Below are 19,587 nucleotides of genomic sequence, written 5' to 3'. Positions count from 1 at the left end.
ATCCCGGGCGGTGTTGGGACGTCGCCATTAATGCACTATGATAACAGTCACACTCGTCCAGCACATGTGGGAGCCTATGCTGACCATTAGCGCCATTCCAGCTTTCAGTGATAACTATATCTGGTGTCTGTTCAATACCGAAGATCGCAAGGCACTTATTGTGGATCCGGGACAGGCGGAGCCAGCCATCCGGTTTCTGGAAGAACACGGCCTGGAACTCGACACGATTCTGATTACTCATCACCATCCCGATCATGTGGGTGGCGTTGGCGAACTGGCCGGCACGGTTTCGGACTGCCGTATCATCGGCCCGGCCAATTCTCCCTTCAAGGGAGCGAACAGCGAGGTTCACCCGGGCGACGAAGTGGTCTGGCAGGATCTCACCTTCAGTGTGCTTGCAGTACCGGGCCACACCCTGGATCACATTGCCTACTTTACGGATTGCCACGTCAACGATCGCCCGGTGCTTTTCTGTGGCGATACCCTGTTTGTCTGCGGATGTGGTCGCCTGTTTGAAGGCACTCCGGAACAGATGAAGAAGTCCCTGGAGACACTGCGCCAATTACCGGATGAAACCGCCGTTTACTGCGCCCATGAATACACACTGGCCAATCTCAGGTTTGCCCGGCACTGGCTGCCTGAAGATGGTCCGCTGCGCGAATTTGAAGCCCGGTGCCAGAAACGCAGGGACGATGGCGAGCCAACGGTTCCCTCCATTCTCGGTGAGGAGAAGCGGCTCAACCCGTTCCTGCGCTGGGACGATGACGCCGTTGTGGAAGCGGCAAAAAGGCATGCCAGGCATGCCGGGCTGACCATCAACTCCGACAGCGACGTGTTTGCAGTAACCCGGCATGGCAAGGATACCTTCTAGCCACAGGTAACAAATTCTATCAATGACGTAACGAGAGTCTTGTTGACCCTCTGAAAACCGTTCCAATAGAATCCGTGTAACCTTTGCTCCGTAAACTACTAAATATGCCGGGATTCCAGACACGTGTCCCGGCGCCGTCCAGCCAACCGGAAGTCGTAATATGTCGGTCTCTCGATTATCAGTTCTGTTTCTTCTTGGCACGCTTACCAGTGGTTGCAGTATCTTCGAGCCCAAAGAGCCGGACGAATCAAAAACTTCCGCCAATCCTCTTGAATCCCGGACAGTAACGGTTGCCGCCGGCGACGAAGACCTCAAGGAAGCCATAGAAACGGACCCGGACAGCGGCTCCGCGGACAAGTCCTCCCGCACTGAACTCGACGACGCCATCGACCCGTCCCTCAAGGAAGCTGCTGAAAACGCCAGAAAGAAGCTGGATACGCCGACACAGGAAAAATCTGAAGAGGAAGTCGCGGAAGCCGACCTCTGGCAGCGACTGAGATCCGGTTTCGCGCTGGATCATGACGGCAGCGATCCCAGGGTTCAGGCCCAGCTCAACTGGTACAAGAAACATCCCCGCTACATCGACCAGGTTGTAGAGCGCGGAAGCCGATATCTGCATTACATAGTCACGGAAGCCGAAAAGCGGGGCCTGCCCACGGAGCTTGCGCTGCTGCCGGTGGTTGAAAGCGCATTTGACCCGTTTGCATACTCGCACGGGCGCGCGGCCGGGTTATGGCAGTTTATTCCAACTACCGGCAAGTATTTCGGTCTCACCCAGAGCTGGTGGCACGACGACCGACGCGATGTCATTGCTGCCACAGATGCTGCGCTGACCTACCTGGACAGGCTGGCAAACCGTTTTAACGGCGATTACATGCTGGCACTGGCTGCCTATAACAGTGGCGGTGGTACCGTTTCCAGCGCCATGAGACGCAACCGCAACAAGAATGCGGCTACGGATTACTGGTCTCTGGATTTGCCGAGGGAGACCCGTCATTACGTACCAAAGCTGATCGCACTGGCAAAGATATTCAACGAACCGGAAAAGTATGGTATCGAGTTGCCGGCCCTGAAAGATGAACCCTATTTCGAGATTGTGGAAACCGGTTCCCAGATCGATCTTGCACAGGCGGCGGAACTGGCAGGAGTGGATATTAATGAAATTTACCTGCTGAACCCTTCCTTCAACCGCTGGGCCACTGCACCCGACGGCCCCCATCGGCTGCTTATTCCGCGGGAGAAAGCCGAAACATTCACCGCCGCCCTGGACAAGATCGACCCCGATGAACGGGTGTCCTGGCGCAACTACAAAGTAAAATCCGGCGATACACTCAGCACCATCGCCAAACGGCACTCCACCAAGTCATCGGTTATCCAGCAGGTTAACAACCTGGACAGCCACATCATTCGCGTTGGCCAGCGGCTGATGATCCCTGCCGCAGCCAAGCAATCAGGCACCTACGCGCTCAGCGCCAATGAACGACTGGCAAGAAAGCAGCAGAGCAGCGGCAAGAACAGCAATGGCAAACGCGTGGACTACACGGTACGTTCCGGCGATACGTTCTGGGATATAGCCCGCGAACACCGCGTGTCAGTCAGGCAGGTGGCTTCCTGGAACGGGATGGCGCCTGGCGACCCGCTGATCCCGGGCAACAAACTGGTCATCTGGTCAAAGTCCAAGCAGCCTGCCATGCTGGCGAGTAACGACCGGGGCAAAGGCATGGTCCGCAAAGTGGGTTACCAGGTCCGCAAGGGCGACTCGCTCTCGACCATTGCCAATCGCTTTGCGTTGAATGTGAGGGATATCGCAAGCTGGAACGATCTCAACATGTCACGTTATCTTCAGCCCGGTCAAAGTCTGGTACTCTATGTCGACATCAGAAACAGCCCCTGACCGAGATCTATGACTATAACCCGAACAGCCTCGTCCCTTACCAGAGCCCTTACCATGCTGGCCATGGCTGCGTTGCCATGGCAGGCCCATGCGGAAGATCCTGAACCACGGCACGGGATTGCAATGCATGGCGACCCGAAGTATTCCAGCGGGTTCTCCCATTTTGACTACGTCAACCCGGACGCTCCGAAGGGTGGAACGCTGAACCTTAGCGTTGTCGCAAACGGGTATGATTCCTTTAACCCCTTCGTAACCAGAGGGGTCGCCGCTGCCGGCCTGAACAGCTACCTGTACGACACGCTGCTTGAATCCTCGGACGACGAACCCTTCTCTGCCTACGGCCTGATAGCGGAATCCATCGAAACACCGGAGGACCGCAGCTACGTCATATTTAACCTCCGCGAGGAGGCCCGTTTCCAGGATGGCGAACCCATTACCGCCGAAGACGTAAAGTTTTCGTATGAAATACTTACCACCGAAGGTCACCCGTTTTTCCGCAACTATTACTCGGATGTCAGCAAGGTGACCGTCGAGGATGAGCACAGAATCCGTTTCGATTTCGGCGACACCAGCAACCGCGAACTGCCATTGATTCTGGGGCAGTTGCCGGTATTGCCCAGCCATTACTGGGAAGACCGTGAGTTCGGGCGAAACGGGCTCACCATACCGGTGGGCAGCGGCCCGTACCGGATTGAAGATTATGACGCCGGCCGCGACATCACCTACGAACGCGTGGATGACTACTGGGCAAAAGACCTTGGGGTACGCAAAGGCCGGTTCAATTTCGACCAGATCCGCTATGAATACTACTCGGACGACACCGTTGCCCTGGAATCATTCCGGGCCGGCAATTTCGACTTCCGTGTGGAGTCCTCTGCCAAAAACTGGGCAACAGCCTATACTGGCGACAGGTTTGAATCCGGCAAGATAAAAACCGAGGCCATCGAGCACGAACGCCCTGCCGGCATGCAGGCATTTGCATTCAATACGCGCAAGGACAAGTTCAGCGATCCGGCGGTGCGCAAGGCACTGGCTTATGGCTTTGACTTTGAGTGGGCCAACAAAAACCTGTTTTACGGCCAGTATACCCGCACGAAAAGCTATTTCGAGAACAGTGAACTGGCCTCCTCCGGGCTGCCTGAAGGTCGTGAACTGGAGATCCTCGAACAGTTCCGAGACGACCTTCCCCCGGAAGTCTTTACTGACGAATATGAGCCACCCTCTACGGATGGAAAAGAAGGCCTCAGGGGCAACCTCCGCAAAGCCATGGAAGAGTTCCAGGCGGCAGGATACGAGATCCGGGACGGCAAAATGGTCAACAAGGAGAACGGAGAACCCCTGGAGTTCGAGATGCTTCTGCACCAGAAGACATTCGAGCGTGTCGTGCTTCCTTTCAGAAACAATCTCCGGAAACTCGGTATCGACATGTCGGTTCGTCTGGTGGATACCAACCAGTACATCCAGCGGGTAAGGGAATTCGATTTTGACGTGACTGTGCAGGGCCTTGGCCAGTCGGACTCCCCTGGTAACGAACAGCGGGAATACTGGCACTCGTCAGCGGCGGACGCCAAAGGTTCCCGCAACTACATGGGCGTGAAGGATCCTGTGATTGATGAACTGGTCGAGATGGTTATCCAGGCGCCGGGACGGGAAGAGCTTGTGCACCGGGTCCGGGCCCTGGACCGGGTTCTGCTGCATCAGCATTACGTGATCCCCAACTGGTATATGCCCAAGGATCGAGTCGCCTACTGGTCATTCCTGAAGCGTCCTGACACTGTCCCCAAGAACGGTGTGGATATTGATAACTGGTGGATAGAACGCTAACCCCATGATCGTAACGACGTCGGAAGTTCTGAATACGGAGTTGCGCTGAATGGGCAGTTACATTCTCAGACGCCTGGCACTGATTATCCCGACCCTGTTCGGGATCATGCTACTCAATTTCATCATTGTTCAGGCGGCGCCAGGCGGCCCGGTTGAGCAGATGATTGCGCAGACCGAAGGCCATGGCGGTGGCGCACTGGCCCGGGCAGGCGGTGGTGGCATTGGCGAGGAGGTCTCTTCCGCCAGCGGTGACAGCCGCAGCTCTCGCGGCCTGCCGGATGAACTGCTGCGGGAAATCGAAGTCATGTATGGCTTCGACAAACCACCCCATGAGCGCTTCATCCAGATGCTGGGCGACTATGCCACGTTCGATTTTGGTGAATCCTTCTTTCGGGAACGGACGGTCATTGAGCTCATACTCGACAAGATGCCGGTGTCCATTTCCCTGGGGCTCTGGTCAACGCTGATCATCTATCTGATCTCCATTCCCCTTGGCATTCGCAAGGCGGTCACAGACGGCTCCCGATTCGACGTCTGGAGCAGTTCCGCCATTGTCGTCGGTTATGCCATACCCGGATTCCTGTTCGCCATACTGCTGATTGTCCTCTTCGCAGGCGGAAGTTACCTGGACTGGTTTCCGCTGCGGGGCCTGACTTCCTCCAACTTCGATGAACTGAACTGGTACCAGAAAATCGGCGATTACTTCTGGCACCTGGCCCTGCCGGTAACTGCCAACGTCATTGGCGGGTTCGCCACCCTCACCCTGCTGACCAAGAACTCCTTCCTGGATGAAATCAGCAAGCAATACGTGGTCACTGCCCGTGCCAAGGGGCTGGAAGAAAAGCAGGTTCTGTACGGCCACGTATTCCGCAATGCAATGCTGATCGTCATCGCCAGTTTGCCGGGCGTACTGGTCTCCCTGTTTTTTACCGGTTCCCTGCTGATTGAAGTGATCTTCTCCCTGGACGGGCTCGGATTGCTGGGCTTCGAAGCGGCCCTGAACCGGGATTACCCGGTAATCTTCGGAACGCTTTATATCTTCACGCTGATGGGGCTGGTACTGAAGCTGATCAGCGACATCACCTACGTTCTGGTGGATCCCCGTATCGATTTTGAAAGCCGGGAGGGGTCATGAGCCTGTTCAATCTGACCCCAATCCAGCAAAGACGGCTTCGCAACTTCCGCAAGAATCGACGCGGTTTCTGGTCGCTGTGGATATTCCTGGCCCTGTTCGGCCTTTCCCTGGTGGCTGAGCTGATCGCCAACGATGCCCCGCTGGTGGCCTCATACAAGGGGGACCTCTACTTCCCGGTGATCCAGAAGGTACCGGAAGAAACCTTTGGAGGTTTTCTGCCAACGGAAGCGGATTACCGGGATTCGTTCATTGCCGATGAAATTGAAGCCCATGGCTGGATGATCTGGCCGCCGATCCGCTTCAGTTACGACACCACCAATTATGACCTGGATGTGCCCTCACCGGCACCACCGAGTTCCGAGAACTGGATCGGTACAGACGACCAGGGCCGTGATGTGGCTGCCAGGGTCATCTATGGATTCCGGATTTCAGTATTGTTCGGTCTGATTCTCACCTTGCTGAGCTGTATCGTGGGTGTCGTTGTCGGGGCGATCCAGGGCTACTACGGTGGCAAGATCGACCTGGTCGGGCAACGATTCATTGAGGTGTGGTCCGGGCTGCCGGTGCTGTACCTGCTGATTATCCTTTCCAGCATCGTACAACCGAATTTCTGGTGGCTGCTTGGCATCATGTTGCTGTTCAGCTGGATGGGCCTGGTTGATGTGGTACGGGCTGAATTCCTTCGCGCCCGTAACTTCGAATATGTAAAGGCTGCCAGAGCGCTGGGGTTGGGTAATCGCAAGATCATGTTCCGTCATATACTGCCGAACGCCATGGTCGCCACCCTGACTTTTCTGCCGTTCATCCTCACCGGCGCTATCACCGGGCTGACTTCCCTGGACTTCCTGGGTTTTGGCCTGCCCTCGGGCTCTCCGTCCCTCGGTGAGCTGATCGCCCAGGGCAAATCCAACCTGCATGCACCCTGGCTTGGGATTTCGGCATTCGTGTCGCTTTCCATTATGCTGACCCTGCTGGTCTTCGTGGGCGAAGCGGTGCGTGATGCCTTTGACCCGAGAAAGAACTGATATGTCGCAGCTTCTGGAAATCAAGGATCTGTCCGTCACATTTGATGGCTCCGTTCAGGCAGTCAGGAAGCTCTCGCTGACGATCCACCGTGGGGAAACCGTGGCGCTGGTCGGAGAAAGCGGCTCCGGAAAATCGGTATCGGCATTGTCTGTTCTGCGCCTGCTCGACGAGCGCCACGCCAGCTACCCGACAGGTGAAATCCTTTTTCAAGGTGAAGACATGCTGAAAGCAAGCCAGAAGCGGCTGCGACAGATTCGTGGCCGCCAGGTCAGCATGATATTCCAGGAACCGATGACTTCCCTCAACCCGCTTCATACGGTGGAGAAGCAGATCAGCGAAACCCTGGCTCTTCACAAGGGCATGCGAGGTCCGCAGGCGAAAGCTCGCTGCATCGAGTTACTGGAACTTGTCGGTATACCGTCCCCGGAGGAACGGCTGAACAGTTACCCTCACCAGTTGTCCGGGGGCCAGAAGCAACGGGTAATGATTGCCATGGCCCTGGCCAATGAGCCCGACCTGTTGATTGCAGACGAGCCCACGACAGCCCTGGATGTGACCGTTCAGAAACAGGTACTGGAGTTGCTGAAAGACCTCCAGCATAAACTGGGGATGGCGATTCTCCTGATCACCCACGATCTTTCCATCGTGCGCCGGTATGCGGATCATGTGGTGGTTATGGAGAGTGGCCTGCTGGTTGAAGAGGCCGCTACCGATACGCTGTTCGATCATCCCCGGCACCCCTACACCCGTCGCCTGCTCGACGCCGAGCCACCGGCCTCGCCCTCCGGTGCCATGATCAATAATAAACCACTGCTGGATGTTCAGAATCTGGATGTGCGATTTATTACCCGAAAGAGCCTGTTGGGCAAACCGAAAGCCTGGTTCCAGGCTGTGGACAATGCCAGCTTCTCCCTGAATCAGGGCGAAACCCTGGGTATTGTGGGGGAAAGCGGCAGTGGTAAAACCACGATCGGTCATGCGTTGCTGAAGCTTACGGGCAGCACCGGGAGTATCCGTCTGATGGGGGAGGAACTGTCCCATCTGGACCAGAAACAGTTCCGCCCCTGGCGCAGCCGCATTCAGATTGTGTTCCAGGATCCTTTCGGCAGCCTCAGCCCTCGCATGTCCGTTGCGGAAATCGTCCGGGAGGGCCTGGAGATACACTCGCCGGCCACTCCGGAAGAACAGGACCGCAAGGTGATTCAGGCGCTGAATGATGTGGGCCTCGACCCCGACGCCCGCCACCGCTATCCACACGAATTTTCCGGGGGCCAGCGCCAGCGGATCGCCATTGCCCGGGCCCTGGTCCTGCAGCCGGAACTGATCATTCTGGACGAACCCACCTCGGCGCTTGATCGCACCGTGCAAAAACAGGTGATCACCCTGCTCAGGGATATACAGGACAAATATGGTCTAAGCTATGTGTTTATCAGCCACGATCTGACTGTGGTCAGAGCACTCAGCCATAAATTGCTGGTACTCAAGAACGGCCAGGTGGTGGAGTATGGCGAAGCGGCCGGAATTTTCAGCGCACCGGAACACGAGTACACCCGTGAACTTCTTGGCGCGGCACTCTTCTACACTCGGCAAACTGCGCCGGATACTACGACCAATTGAGCGTTACCCGTGCCGCAACGGTTCATGGATAATGCCTTAAACTGAAACACAGGGAGAATCGTTATGGGATTACTCAGTGGCAAGAAAGCACTGATTGTTGGCGTCGCAAGCAAGCATTCCATTGCCTATGGCATCGCAGACGCTTTCGCCAGAGAAGGTGCGGAACTCGCATTTACCTACCAGAATGAAAAACTCAAGTCCCGGGTGGAGAAGTTTGCCGAAGGCTGGGGCAGCTCACTGATCTTTCCGTGCGACGTTGCCAGTGATGATGAAATCGAAGGGGTTTTCACTGAACTGGCCAAACACTGGGATGATATCGATGTCATCGTCCATTCCGTGGGTTATGCACCGGCCAATGAACTGGACGGCAACTATGTCGACGTGACCACCCGTGAAGGCTTCCGGATCGCCCACGACATCAGTTCCTACAGCTTTGTGGCCCTTGCCAAGGCCGGGCGCAAGATGCTGCACGAAAACAGCTCTCTGCTGACCCTGAGCTACCTGGGTGCGGAAAAAGTACTGCAGAACTACAATGTGATGGGGCTGGCAAAGGCTTCCCTTGAGGCCAATGTCCGCTACATGGCAGCCAGCCTGGGCCGTGACGGCATCCGCGTGAATGCCATTTCCGCCGGGCCCATCAAGACCCTGGCGGCTTCCGGCATCAAGAGCTTCCGCCGCATGCTGTCCGAGAATGCCCGCAGGGCTCCCCTGCGCCGGAATGTCACCACTGACGAAGTGGGTAACGCCGCGGCTTTCATGTGTTCTGACATGGCCAGCGGTATCACCGGTGAAATCATGTACGTAGACGCCGGCTTCAATATTACCGGCATGGGCGAACTGGAAGACTGAGAGCGCCCGGTGATCCCGGTGGGGGCAAGCCCTGCCGGGAACTTCCGCTACCCTTTACCCCTCTGACATCGCCCGTGCCACTGCCTCAACCCACTCCAGGAAGGCGGTATCGTCCGATTCCAGAATCTGCAGCCCGACCAGCCAACCACCACTCTCCTCTGCGGGTCGGCACCAGACCACTTCAACCATCAGTCTGAACGGTTCGGAAATCTCCTCCAGGTTTACCCAGGCGGGGAGGATGGCCCCCGTTGTCAGGGGCTCGGATGTCAGCAGCCGGATCCCCCTGGCCGACAGATCACTGGTCCGGGAGACCAGGGTTCGCGAAGCACTGTCTCCGGCGTCGTCCGGAACCGCTGATTCCAGCTCTATCGTAACCTTTGCACTTGCCGTCAGCCGGTACTCGGAACGGTTATCCCCCGATTCAGGTGAATCGTCGTAGTTCCCGAAGTTGTAATCAACATCGCTCATAGTCTTCTACCTGCCGTTGCCCATTAACGGATCAGTTCCGGCCTACCCGGATTCGCCCCACAACCCTGGAAAGGGTGTCGTCAAATTCCGCGGATGCTCCCAGTACACGAATGCGGCGGGCAACAATATCGTCCACCAGCTGATCCACCAGGAACTCGCGGCGATTCAGCCCAAGCCGGTCCACAAACACCAGTTTCCGTGAGGCGTTGATCCGGACGGCCAGCTTGAGGCGGACCGGGCCCTGCCCTTTGGCGCTGTTCTCTTCGACTATCCAGCCACCGAGTTTGATGCCATCGACCAGTTCCCGCGCAGCTGCTTCCTTCTCACGCAACAGACGCTGCTGTTCCGCCTCTTCTTCGGCCTGGCGCTGCGCTTCCACCGCTTTTTTCTGGCGTGCAATTTCGGCCTGTCGCGCTGCTTCTTCTTCCTGGCGCTGCCGCTCTGCTTCGGCTTTTTCCTTACGCAACGCCTCGGCACGGGCCCTGGCTTCCTTCGCCGCCTGCTCCCGCTGTTGTTTCTGGCGATCAAGCACCCCTGAGAGAGACGTGATGGTTTCCGCCAATACCTCTCCGAACGGTTTGAGCGGTGGCAGCGGCCGCAATGTGCCACTCTCCAGACCCTCGACAAACCGGGCCCAGGACAAAACCCGGAGTTTGACACCGGCGCCGTTGGTCCAGAGCACTTCGCCGGTGTCCTCCAACAATGCAAAAAAGAACCGACGCTGCTCGTTTTCGCCCTCACCTTCCACGTACCACTTGCCCTTGAGAGGGGATATCTCATGTTCATCGGGCGGGGAAAAGGTCAGCCAGGACGGATTCCAGGAGAACCGGTCACCAGGCGGTAGCGCGGGCACCAGGTCCGGCGTTTCTCCTCTGAGACGGGCCACCATTACCGCCTGAACGCCTTCCAGCGCTTTCTCCTCCAGGGGTTTCTTCTGCACGCGCTTCCACACGTCGGATATGCGGTCTCCAATCTGTTCGCCAACAGTGTAAAGACGATTGCGGTCACTGTCGGAAAGGTCGGGGTCGCCGATCCACACCAGCCATTCCAGAAGTTTGCCGGCATGGCGCCAGTTCTCCCCTCCGGTACCCTCCCCCCAGACAATCTGCTTCAACAACCCGAACCAGTGATCAAAGATGAAACTGACGACCGCCTGGGGTAATTGGCGATTCTGCAACGCCCGGCCTACCAGCGCGCGAGCGGTCTGCTCGGCACGCCGCTGCCTGGCGGCACCTTCTTCCGTGGCTAGAAGGCGCTGGCGAAGCCGGTCGTTCTGCTGCTCACGTCTGGCGGCGTCCTGCTCCCACTGGCGACAGAATGCCAGCACCGGTTCCACATCACCGGAATCGAAACTGCCGGAAACCGCAATGATCAGTGCATCCAGCTGGTCGAGAACCGCTCTGGCCGAACGGCCGCCGGACGCACTCCAGCCGCGACAGTCCTGCAGGCTGTTCAGCCACTGGATCAGCGTATCAGGGAGAGCACCGGCGCCTTCCAGGTCCATGCGCCAGGCAAAAAAGAATCTGAGCCGGGCAATGCGGCGGGCCAGCTCCGGATGCAGGCCACTGGTTTTCAGGAACACGCCCATGATGCGATCGGCAACATAGGCAGCGTTGATCTGCCGGACGGACCAGGTCAGGGAAACCGAACGAATAACACGGGTGACCGGCTCGTCCCGTTGCTCCGTCCAGCACGACAGCAGCAGGGGGCGCCAGTCACTGACAGCGTCCGGTGGCAGTTTTCGGGCGGGGTACGGAAGCTCTGGTACACGGATGCCGGAGAGCACGTCGGCCATCTTCTCTGCAACCCGTTTCCGGGGCAGTACTTCCCGCTTTTTCTGCGTGCTCTGCTGCATCCGTTCTCCGCGCGTCAGAAGCGTTGAAAAGGTTCATCAAATAACGCAGTATAACCAACTCGCCGGGGTTTACTGCAACTAAACGCCGGCCAGTCATGTTTATGCGACGGGGATAACAACAGCATGTCGGGCACCAAACTAGAGAATCTGAATGTGGCGAGTCAGGAACCATTGATCACCCCTGAAGCGCTCAAGCAGGAAATGCCGCTTTCCGGCAAGGCCGCCGAAACCGTGGAAAAAGGCCGTCAGGCTATTTACGACATCATGGACGGCAAGGATCATCGCCTGTTTGTGGTGGTGGGCCCCTGCTCCATTCATGATGTTGAAGCAGCCCGTGAATACGCCGCCAAGCTCAAGAAACTCGCTGACGAGGTCAGTGATACCCTGTTGATCGTCATGCGGGTCTATTTCGAAAAACCCCGTACCACCGTGGGCTGGAAAGGCCTGATCAACGACCCGCACCTGAACGACACCTTTGATATCGAGCAGGGCCTTCATATTGGCCGTCGCCTGCTGCTGGACATCTCGGAGCTGGGTCTGCCTGCGGCAACGGAAGCACTCGACCCCATCTCCCCGCAGTACTTGCAGGACACCATTTCCTGGTCGGCCATCGGCGCCCGCACCACTGAATCCCAGACCCACCGGGAAATGAGCAGCGGCCTGTCCATGGCCATCGGCTTCAAAAATGGTACCGATGGCAGCCTCGACGTCGCCGTCAATGCCATGAAGTCGGTCTCTCACCCCCACAGCTTCCTGGGTATCGACCAGCAGGGCAAGGTGGCCATCATCCGCACTCGTGGTAACAACTACGGCCACGTGGTTCTTCGCGGCGGCGGTGGCAAGCCCAACTACGATTCCGTGAGTGTTGCCCTGTGCGAACAGGCCCTTGAGAAAGCCAAGCTGCGTCAGTCCACCATGGTGGACTGCAGCCATGCCAACTCCAGTAAGGATCCGGCGATTCAGCCACTGGTTATCCAGGATATCACCCACCAGATCCTGGAAGGCAACCAGTCAATCCAGGGCCTGATGGTGGAGAGTAACCTTAACTGGGGAAATCAGTCGATCCCGGAGAACCTGGCGGACCTGAAATACGGCGTATCAGTGACGGACGCCTGTATTGACTGGGAAACCACCGAGAAAGCCCTGTACGAGATGCGGGACAAACTCAGGGATGTGTTGCCGAAGCGTCGCGGCTAAGAACTCATTGGTGCGGCTGAACACTCAGCCGCCGACCCAGTCCAGCCTGTTCCTCAGGGTTACCACCCTGCCAATGATCACCAGCGTGGGAGCAGGCACCCCATGTTCCTCTACCCGCTCAACAATATTGGACAGGTCACCGGTGACAACCTGCTGTTGCGGTGTGGTCCCGCGGGACACCAGCGCTACCGGCATATCCGGCGTCATGCCATTGGCTACCAGCTGGCGACAGATGATGGGCAAGCCAACCAGCCCCATGTAAAACACCAGGGTCTGATTGTTCTGGACAAAATCCTTCCACGGCAGATCGCAGGTATCGTTCTTGAGATGGCCGGTAACGAACCTGACTGACTGGGCATGGTCCCGGTGGGTCAGCGGTATGCCGGCATAGGCCGCACATCCGGAGGCGGCGGTAATCCCCGGGACTACCTGGAAACGCACACCGGCAGCAGCGAGGGTTTCTATCTCCTCACCTCCACGGCCGAAAATAAACGGGTCACCACCCTTGAGCCGCACCACCTTGTGGCCCTGACGGGCAAGCTCAACGAGCCGGTTGTTGATCTGATCCTGGGGCAAGGTGTGGTTTGCACGTTGCTTGCCCACATGAATCATTTCCGCAGAGTCCGGGATGAGCGACAGGATTTCCGGCGATACCAGGCGGTCGTACAGCACCACATCTGCCCCGCGAATCAGCCTCCAGGCCTTCAGCGTCAGCAGTTCGGGATCGCCCGGGCCCGCGCCGACAAGGGCCACCTCACCCTCGGAACTGTTGGGGTTGTCCGTTACCGGATTCTTGCGGTACCGGACTGGTGCAGGCTTTGCACCAATGCCCTTCCCTGGTGCATCGTCGGATCTCTCACTCATTGTATTTTTTCCAGACCTCCCATATACGGCTTCAGGACCTCGGGAACCAGAATGCTGCCGTCTTCCTGCTGGTAGTTTTCCATGACCGCAATCAGTGCGCGGCCGACGGCTAGGCCGGAACCGTTCAGGGTATGGACAGGTTCAGGCTTGTTGGTTTCCGGATTACGCCAACGGGCATGCATGCGCCGTGCCTGGAAATCCCGGGTATTGGAGCAGGAGGAAATTTCCCGGTATTTATCCTGGCCCGGCAGCCACACCTCGATATCGTAAGTGCGTGCCGCCGCAAAGCCCATATCACCGCCGCAGAGATCGACCAGCCGGTAAGGCAGTTCAAGTAACTGCAGTACCTTCTCCGCATGACCCGTCAGTGCCTCCAGTGCCGCTTCGGAATCCTCGGGGCGAACCACCTGCACCAGTTCCACCTTGTCGAACTGGTGCTGGCGGATCATGCCCCGGGTATCACGGCCGTAGGAGCCGGCTTCGCTGCGGAAACAGGGGGTATGGCACACCATCTTGAGGGGCAGTTCTTTCGCATCAAGAATGGTATCGCTGACCAGGTTGGTCGCCGGCACCTCCGCAGTGGGAATCAGGTACAGGGGTTTTTCCCCGTCCATGCGGAACAGGTCTTCCTCGAACTTCGGAAGCTGGCCGGTGCCATAAAGGGTTTCTGCATTCACCAGGTAGGGTACGTACGCCTCCATGTAGCCATGCTCTTCCGTGTGCAGGTTGAGCATGAACTGGGCCAGCGCCCGATGCAGCCGCGCAACCGGGCCACGCATGACCGCAAAACGGGAGTGGGCCAGCCTGGTGGCGGTTTCAAAGTCAAGGCCACCAAGGGCTTCCCCCAGGACAACGTGATCCTTGGGCTCGAAGTCAAAGCGTTTCGGGGTACCCCAGCGGCGAACCTCCACGTTGTCCTCTTCACTCTCACCGGCAGGGACAGACTCGTCGGGCAGGTTCGGAATGGTCGCCAGGAAACCGTTCAGCTCTTCCTGCAATGCCCGCAGTTCGTCTTCGGCGTCGGACTTCTGCTTCTTGAGATCCTCCACCTCATCCAGCAGTGGCTGGATGTCTTCACCAGCCGCCTTGGCCTTACCGATAGACTTGGACCGGCGGTTCTGCTCGCCCTGCAATGTTTCCGTTTTTACCTGGATCGCCCGACGGCGTTCTTCCAGCTGATCGAAGGTGGCTTTGTCAAAATCAAAGCCCTTGATGGCCAGGCGACGGGCGATCTCTTCAGTCTGAGTGCGGACACGTTTGGGATCGAGCATGGTTATCCTGAGTTTTCCGGTTCAAAGGTAAATGTCTGTTTTACACGATTGACTGGGCATTATACCTGCGACGAGGTCTATGGCTACAGCAGGCGTTGCAGGCGGGGCAGTTCAGTTCCGGGGATAACGTTTGCGGGGGCTGGCCTGGTTGCGCTCATCCAGCCGCTCCCGCTTTTCAGCGAGTTTGATTTCCAGACCACGGTTTACCGGTTCATAGTACCTGCGCCCATGGATGGATTCTGGCAGGTAGGATTCCCCGGCGGCAAAGGCTTCGGGCTCATCGTGGGCATAACGGTATTCGTCCCCGTGGCCCAGGGACTTCAGCAGTTTGGTAGGGGCGTTGCGCAGATGCACCGGCACCTCATAGTCCGGATCATTGCGGATGTCGGCCATGCACTGGTTGAATGCCTTGTAGACCGCATTGCTCTTCGGAGCCATCGCCAGGTAGGTAACGGCCTGGGCAAGGGCCAACTCCCCTTCCGGTGACCCAAGCCGTTCCTGGGCCTCCCAGGCGTCCATGGAGATCTGCAGCGCCCGTGGATCGGCGTTACCGATATCCTCACTGGCAATCCTTGCCAGCCGGCGGGCAACATACAGGGGATCACAGCCGCCATCGAGCATCCGGCACAGCCAGTACAGGGACCCGTCCGGGTCCGACCCGCGCACAGACTTGTGCAGGGCTGATATCTGGTCATAGAAAACATCACCGCCCTTGTCGAAACGCCTCAGGCTGGTCTGCAGCACCTGCTCCAGGTGGTCTCGGGTAATCTTCGCGCTGTTCTCGCCATCGGGCTCGGCCAGGTCCGTGGCTACCTCAAGGATGTTCAGCGCCCGCCTGGCGTCACCACCGGAAGCCGATGCCATAAGATCCAGCACGGGGTGCTCAACTGAAAAGCGTCCACCCAGGCCTTCCGGTGAGATTAACGCCCGGTTCAGCAGTTCCAGAATATCGGTATCCGCGAGATTCTTGAGTACGTAAACCCGGGTACGGGACAGCAGGGCGCTGTTGAGTTCGAAGGAAGGGTTTTCCGTGGTGGCCCCTACAAAGATAAAGGTGCCATCCTCGATGTGGGGCAGGAACGCGTCCTGCTGGCTCTTGTTGAAGCGGTGAACCTCGTCCACGAACAACAGGGTATCCCGGCCTTCGGTGTGCTTGCGGTCTTTCGCCCGGGTTACGATCTCGCGGATGTCCTTTACACCGCTCAGAACCGCGGAGACAGTCTCGAAGCTGAGGTCGCCGAGGTTGGCCAGCAGGCGGGCAAATGTGGTCTTGCCGACGCCCGGAGGCCCCCAGAGGATCATGGAATGAAGCTGACACTGCTCCACTGCCCGCCGGAGCGGCTTGCCCTCACCCACCAGGTGGGCCTGGCCCACGTACTCGTCCAGGCTGGCGGGGCGCATTCGTGCAGCCAGGGGCCGGAACCCCTGCTGTTCGCCGAACAGGCTCTCCTGCATCAGGCCCCGTCCCGGATCACATCCACTTCGTCCGGATACTCGAGTACGAAAGCGCTGTCACTGACATCTTCATTAAGGACGATGCCTTCAAAGCTGAGCACGCTCAGTTGTGACATGGAATCCTCCATGCGCATCTCGCGAAGCTCGCCTCCGGAGAAGGTCAGCCGCAACGACACGAAAAGAGAATCCTCGCTCCTCGGCTCCAGGGTAAACTCACGGGTATCATCGCCGCCGGACTGCATGGAAACCTTGTAGGTTTCATCTAGGTTGTCCACTTCGCCACTCAGCAGAAGTGCCGGCGTTGTAGAGACCTTTTCGTCCAGACTGTGAACGGTCACCTGTTCAAGGTCAGGGTCATAGACCTCTACCTTGCTGCCGTCACTGACGACAAACTGGGAATGGGGTTCGCTGGTCTCCCAGTAAAACAGGCCCGGGCGTTTTGCCTTCAGGGAACCACGGCTTTCCTGCACCCGTTTACCATTTTCATTCACCACGATCTGGATGAAGTCGGACTGAAACGATTCATAACTTTCCAGCATGGAGGCCAGTTCGGCAGCGGCCGCTTCCCCACTTTCTTCCGCCTGGGCGGGCAATGCAAATACCAGCAACGCTGCCAGCATGGATACCAACCATAAACCCTTCTGCGATTGCGTCATTGATCTGTACTCCTAATCTCTTGGTGGCGGCGGGGCCAGAACTTCGCGGGCACCATTGTGCCCGGCGGCGCTGACCACTCCGGATGCTTCCATAGCCTCGACCAGGTTTGCCGCCCGGTTGTAGCCGATCTTGAATTTCCGCTGTACGGATGAAATCGAAACTCGCCGGCCTTCGGTCACGAAGGCCACAGCCTCATCAAACAGGGCATCACCCTCACTGTCGCCACCCCCTTCACTCAGGCTAGGCACACCCGGCAGATTCTCGCCTTCGGCACCGTTGAGCACATCGTCCACATAGACGGGCTCGCCCCGGGCTTTCCAGGCACTGACAACCCGGTGGACTTCGTCGTCGTCCACGAATGCACCGTGCACACGCACCGGCAACCCGGATCCGGGCGGCAGGTAAAGCATGTCGCCATGGCCCAGAAGCTGCTCGGCCCCGCCCTGATCCAGCACCGTGCGGGAGTCTATTTTCGACGATACCTGGAACGACATTCGGGTCGGAATGTTGGCCTTGATCAGCCCGGTAATAACATCAACCGAGGGCCGCTGGGTCGCCAGAATCAGGTGAATGCCGGCGGCACGGGCTTTCTGTGCAATCCGCGCGATCAGCTCTTCCACCTTCTTGCCGACAATCATCATCATGTCGGCGAATTCGTCGATCACCACCACGATAAACGGCAGGGTTTCCAGCTCCGGTCGCTCCTGCTCATCGTCGGCCAGGTATTCATCCGGCTTCCAGGTGGGGTCCAGAAGAGGTTCTCCGGCTGCGGCGGCGTCCTTCACCTTGCGGTTGTAGCCGGCCAGGTTCCGCACGCCCAGGCTTGCCAGAAGCCGGTAACGCCGCTCCATTTCCGCCACACACCAGCGCAGGGCGTTGGCGGCATCCTTCATATCGGTCACTACCGGTGCCAGCAGGTGGGGTATGCCATCATAGATGCTCAGTTCCAGCATCTTCGGGTCCACCATGATAAAGCGGACTTCCTCCGGCGTGGCTTTCAGCAGCATGCTCAGGAGCATGGCGTTAACCCCCACCGACTTGCCGGAACCGGTGGTACCCGCTACCAGCAGGTGCGGCATCTTGGCGAGATTGGCCACCATCGGGTTACCGCCGATGTCGTTTCCCAGCGCAAGGGTGAGTGCCGACGAGGATTCCTTGAACACCCTCGCGTTGAGAACCTCGCTCAGGCGCACCATTTCCCGCTCTTCGTTGGGGATTTCGATACCGACGACAGACTTCCCCGGTATGACTTCAACCACACGGACACTGAGAACCGCCAGTGACCGGGCCAGGTCCTTCGCCAGGTTGGAGATCTTGCTGACCTTGACCCCGGGTGCAGGCTTGATTTCAAACCGGGTGATCACCGGGCCGGGATTCACCTCTACCACTTCCACCGACACGCCGAAATCCGCCAGCTTCTCTTCCAGCAGTCGCGACATGTGCTGAAGCGATTCCTCGGAATAGCCTCGTTCCTTGTGCTCTTCCGGGGGGTCCAGCAGAGTGATGGGTGGAATGGGGCTCTCGATATCTTCCAGCAGCGACCCCTGTTTACTGTTTCCATCTGAATTGGTTGCAGACTGATCCTCACGCTTGAACGGAGAGATTTTCAGAGACTTGCCGGCCGCTGGCTTCTTGCCGTTCCTACGGGCCGATGCAGGTGCATCTGGCGCCCTGTCATCCCGTGAACTGAAGCTCTCCAGCCGCGCCGGTTCTGCATCGGCTTCGGGGCTCACACCCTCAAGCCCCGGTTCACGACGCTCCCTGGCGGGTGCCGCTGCCTTTGTCTTGACCTTCCGGGGACCCAGGCCCAGCAAACGGCGCCACCAGGGCGCACGGGCGGAATCCTTGTCCACGCCGGGACCTGCAACCTTGTCCCGCACCACCGGCGGTTCAACGGTTTTCTTAACGGGCTCGGCTGGTGCGGGAGCCGGTTTTCCCGATGCCTTCGGGGCCTTGCCACCGGATGAGAACAGGTTTTTGACGCCATCAGCAGCCCGCAGCGTCAATTTGCCAAGCTGGTCCATCAACCAGAACCAGGACAGACCGGTACTGACTGTCAGTGCGAACAGAAAAATGGCAATCAGCAGTAGCGTTGTCGCCGGCAGATTGAAAAACCTGACCATGGCCTCGGAAACCGCTGTACCGAGAACGCCTCCGGATGTCACACCCAGGCCGAATACGGAATAGAGCGATAACAGGCTGGTGGCCGAAAGCAGGATCAGCAGGAACCCGCCAAACCGGACCAGAAACAGCGGCATGTGCATATCGATGGGGTCATTCCTGCGCCGGATGAGCATCAGCGCATAGGCGGCGATCATCACCGGGAAAAGGAAAGCGACATGGCCGAAGAAGTCCCTAAGCAGGCTGGCGAGCCAGGCGCCGGTACGACCGGCGTAGTTCTGGACACTGGTCTCATGCCCTATGCTGGCCCACCCCGGATCCGACGGGCTGAACGTCACCAGGGCCATGCCCAGGTAGATACACAGGGCAATCAGGGCGATAACCGCCCCTTCCCGGGCCCCCTGGGCCAGAAAACGGCGGAATCGCACCTGCTTTTCGGTCAGCTCTCCTGATTTCTTTGCTTTTGCGCTCTCAGCCATGAAT

14 protein-coding genes and 1 pseudogene are annotated in these 19,587 nt (G+C 58.2%); 8 read left to right on the top strand and 7 right to left on the bottom strand.

Features of this window, described 5'->3' with window-relative positions:
• Nucleotides 1-76: 76 nt before the first annotated feature.
• The 7 genes from gloB (at nt 77) to HLUCCO03_RS04570 (ending at nt 9,216) form a co-directional block, all read left to right on the top strand.
• Entirely contained in the window at nt 77-871 is a 795-nt protein-coding gene (gloB, locus tag HLUCCO03_RS04600; RefSeq protein ID WP_027832118.1) for a hydroxyacylglutathione hydrolase, read from the top strand.
• A 160-nt stretch (nt 872-1,031) separates the two neighbouring features.
• Complete coding sequence (locus HLUCCO03_RS04595; RefSeq protein WP_027832119.1) at nt 1,032-2,765, top strand: LysM peptidoglycan-binding domain-containing protein; 1,734 nt, start codon at nt 1,032-1,034, stop codon at nt 2,763-2,765.
• A 9-nt stretch (nt 2,766-2,774) separates the two neighbouring features.
• Entirely contained in the window at nt 2,775-4,589 is a 1,815-nt protein-coding gene (locus HLUCCO03_RS04590) for an extracellular solute-binding protein (protein WP_027832120.1), read from the top strand.
• 49 nt (nt 4,590-4,638) lie between these two features.
• Nucleotides 4,639-5,724: a microcin C ABC transporter permease YejB gene (locus HLUCCO03_RS04585; protein WP_027832121.1), complete on the top strand. Its 1,086-nt coding sequence runs from the start codon at nt 4,639-4,641 to the stop codon at nt 5,722-5,724.
• Nucleotides 5,721-6,749, top strand: coding sequence for an ABC transporter permease (locus tag HLUCCO03_RS04580; protein WP_027832122.1), 1,029 nt, complete (start codon nt 5,721-5,723; stop codon nt 6,747-6,749). Before HLUCCO03_RS04585 ends, HLUCCO03_RS04580 begins: the two co-directional genes overlap by 4 nt.
• A gap of 1 nt (nt 6,750) precedes the next feature.
• On the top strand, nt 6,751-8,367 hold the full coding sequence (locus HLUCCO03_RS04575) for an ABC transporter ATP-binding protein (RefSeq protein ID WP_027832123.1): 1,617 nt from the start codon (nt 6,751-6,753) through the stop codon (nt 8,365-8,367).
• A gap of 63 nt (nt 8,368-8,430) precedes the next feature.
• Nucleotides 8,431-9,216: an enoyl-ACP reductase gene (locus HLUCCO03_RS04570; RefSeq protein ID WP_027832124.1), complete on the top strand. Its 786-nt coding sequence runs from the start codon at nt 8,431-8,433 to the stop codon at nt 9,214-9,216.
• 54 nt (nt 9,217-9,270) lie between these two features.
• Here the strand turns inward: HLUCCO03_RS04570 and HLUCCO03_RS04565 are convergent, their stop codons facing one another.
• Nucleotides 9,271-9,684 carry a PilZ domain-containing protein gene (locus HLUCCO03_RS04565; RefSeq protein WP_027832125.1) on the bottom strand — a complete coding sequence of 138 codons (414 nt, stop codon included), beginning with the start codon at nt 9,682-9,684 and terminating at the stop codon, nt 9,271-9,273.
• Between the two features lie 31 nt (nt 9,685-9,715).
• Complete coding sequence (locus HLUCCO03_RS04560; RefSeq protein ID WP_027832126.1) at nt 9,716-11,539, bottom strand: DUF1631 family protein; 1,824 nt, start codon at nt 11,537-11,539, stop codon at nt 9,716-9,718.
• Between the two features lie 123 nt (nt 11,540-11,662).
• On the opposite strand from HLUCCO03_RS04560, the gene HLUCCO03_RS04555 reads away from it, so the two are divergent.
• Nucleotides 11,663-12,736, top strand: coding sequence for a 3-deoxy-7-phosphoheptulonate synthase (locus HLUCCO03_RS04555; RefSeq protein ID WP_027832127.1), 1,074 nt, complete (start codon nt 11,663-11,665; stop codon nt 12,734-12,736).
• A gap of 24 nt (nt 12,737-12,760) precedes the next feature.
• On the opposite strand, the pseudogene cobA reads toward HLUCCO03_RS04555, so the two are convergent.
• From cobA to HLUCCO03_RS04530, 5 genes and pseudogenes are all read right to left on the bottom strand, one after another.
• A pseudogene (gene cobA, locus HLUCCO03_RS04550) lies at nt 12,761-13,507 on the bottom strand (uroporphyrinogen-III C-methyltransferase); the annotation flags it as partial.
• Between the two features lie 89 nt (nt 13,508-13,596).
• Nucleotides 13,597-14,871 carry a serine--tRNA ligase gene (gene serS / locus HLUCCO03_RS04545; protein ID WP_027832129.1) on the bottom strand — a complete coding sequence of 425 codons (1,275 nt, stop codon included), beginning with the start codon at nt 14,869-14,871 and terminating at the stop codon, nt 13,597-13,599.
• Between the two features lie 111 nt (nt 14,872-14,982).
• Complete coding sequence (locus HLUCCO03_RS04540) at nt 14,983-16,326, bottom strand: replication-associated recombination protein A (RefSeq protein WP_027832130.1); 1,344 nt, start codon at nt 16,324-16,326, stop codon at nt 14,983-14,985.
• Nucleotides 16,326-16,982 (bottom strand): outer membrane lipoprotein chaperone LolA, encoded by a 657-nt coding sequence (lolA, locus tag HLUCCO03_RS04535; protein ID WP_027832131.1) that lies wholly within the window; start codon nt 16,980-16,982, stop codon nt 16,326-16,328. The genes HLUCCO03_RS04540 and lolA overlap by 1 nt, the downstream gene beginning before the upstream one ends.
• 12 nt (nt 16,983-16,994) lie before the next feature.
• Nucleotides 16,995-19,583, bottom strand: coding sequence for a DNA translocase FtsK (locus HLUCCO03_RS04530; RefSeq protein ID WP_027832132.1), 2,589 nt, complete (start codon nt 19,581-19,583; stop codon nt 16,995-16,997).
• Nucleotides 19,584-19,587: the final 4 nt, after the last annotated feature.

Origin of the sequence: Marinobacter sp. HL-58, from assembly GCF_001314605.1 — a bacterium.
In the GTDB taxonomy this organism is placed as follows: Bacteria; Pseudomonadota; Gammaproteobacteria; order Pseudomonadales; family Oleiphilaceae; genus Marinobacter.
Note: the sequence above shows the minus strand (reverse complement) of the source record. Positions and strands in the feature narration are given on the sequence as shown.

What these genes read in the sequence shown, in the direction of transcription:
- gloB (WP_027832118.1), top strand. Translation starts at nt 77, where the DNA reads ATGCTGACCATTAGCGCCATTCCAGCTTTCAGTGATAACTATATCTGG.
- HLUCCO03_RS04595 (WP_027832119.1), top strand. Translation starts at nt 1,032, where the DNA reads ATGTCGGTCTCTCGATTATCAGTTCTGTTTCTTCTTGGCACGCTTACC.
- HLUCCO03_RS04590 (WP_027832120.1), top strand. Translation starts at nt 2,775, where the DNA reads ATGACTATAACCCGAACAGCCTCGTCCCTTACCAGAGCCCTTACCATG.
- HLUCCO03_RS04585 (WP_027832121.1), top strand. Translation starts at nt 4,639, where the DNA reads ATGGGCAGTTACATTCTCAGACGCCTGGCACTGATTATCCCGACCCTG.
- HLUCCO03_RS04580 (WP_027832122.1), top strand. Translation starts at nt 5,721, where the DNA reads ATGAGCCTGTTCAATCTGACCCCAATCCAGCAAAGACGGCTTCGCAAC.
- HLUCCO03_RS04575 (WP_027832123.1), top strand. Translation starts at nt 6,751, where the DNA reads ATGTCGCAGCTTCTGGAAATCAAGGATCTGTCCGTCACATTTGATGGC.
- HLUCCO03_RS04570 (WP_027832124.1), top strand. Translation starts at nt 8,431, where the DNA reads ATGGGATTACTCAGTGGCAAGAAAGCACTGATTGTTGGCGTCGCAAGC.
- HLUCCO03_RS04565 (WP_027832125.1), bottom strand. Translation starts at nt 9,684, where the DNA reads ATGAGCGATGTTGATTACAACTTCGGGAACTACGACGATTCACCTGAA.
- HLUCCO03_RS04560 (WP_027832126.1), bottom strand. Translation starts at nt 11,539, where the DNA reads ATGCAGCAGAGCACGCAGAAAAAGCGGGAAGTACTGCCCCGGAAACGG.
- HLUCCO03_RS04555 (WP_027832127.1), top strand. Translation starts at nt 11,663, where the DNA reads ATGTCGGGCACCAAACTAGAGAATCTGAATGTGGCGAGTCAGGAACCA.
- serS (WP_027832129.1), bottom strand. Translation starts at nt 14,871, where the DNA reads ATGCTCGATCCCAAACGTGTCCGCACTCAGACTGAAGAGATCGCCCGT.
- HLUCCO03_RS04540 (WP_027832130.1), bottom strand. Translation starts at nt 16,326, where the DNA reads ATGCAGGAGAGCCTGTTCGGCGAACAGCAGGGGTTCCGGCCCCTGGCT.
- lolA (WP_027832131.1), bottom strand. Translation starts at nt 16,982, where the DNA reads ATGACGCAATCGCAGAAGGGTTTATGGTTGGTATCCATGCTGGCAGCG.
- HLUCCO03_RS04530 (WP_027832132.1), bottom strand. Translation starts at nt 19,583, where the DNA reads ATGGCTGAGAGCGCAAAAGCAAAGAAATCAGGAGAGCTGACCGAAAAG.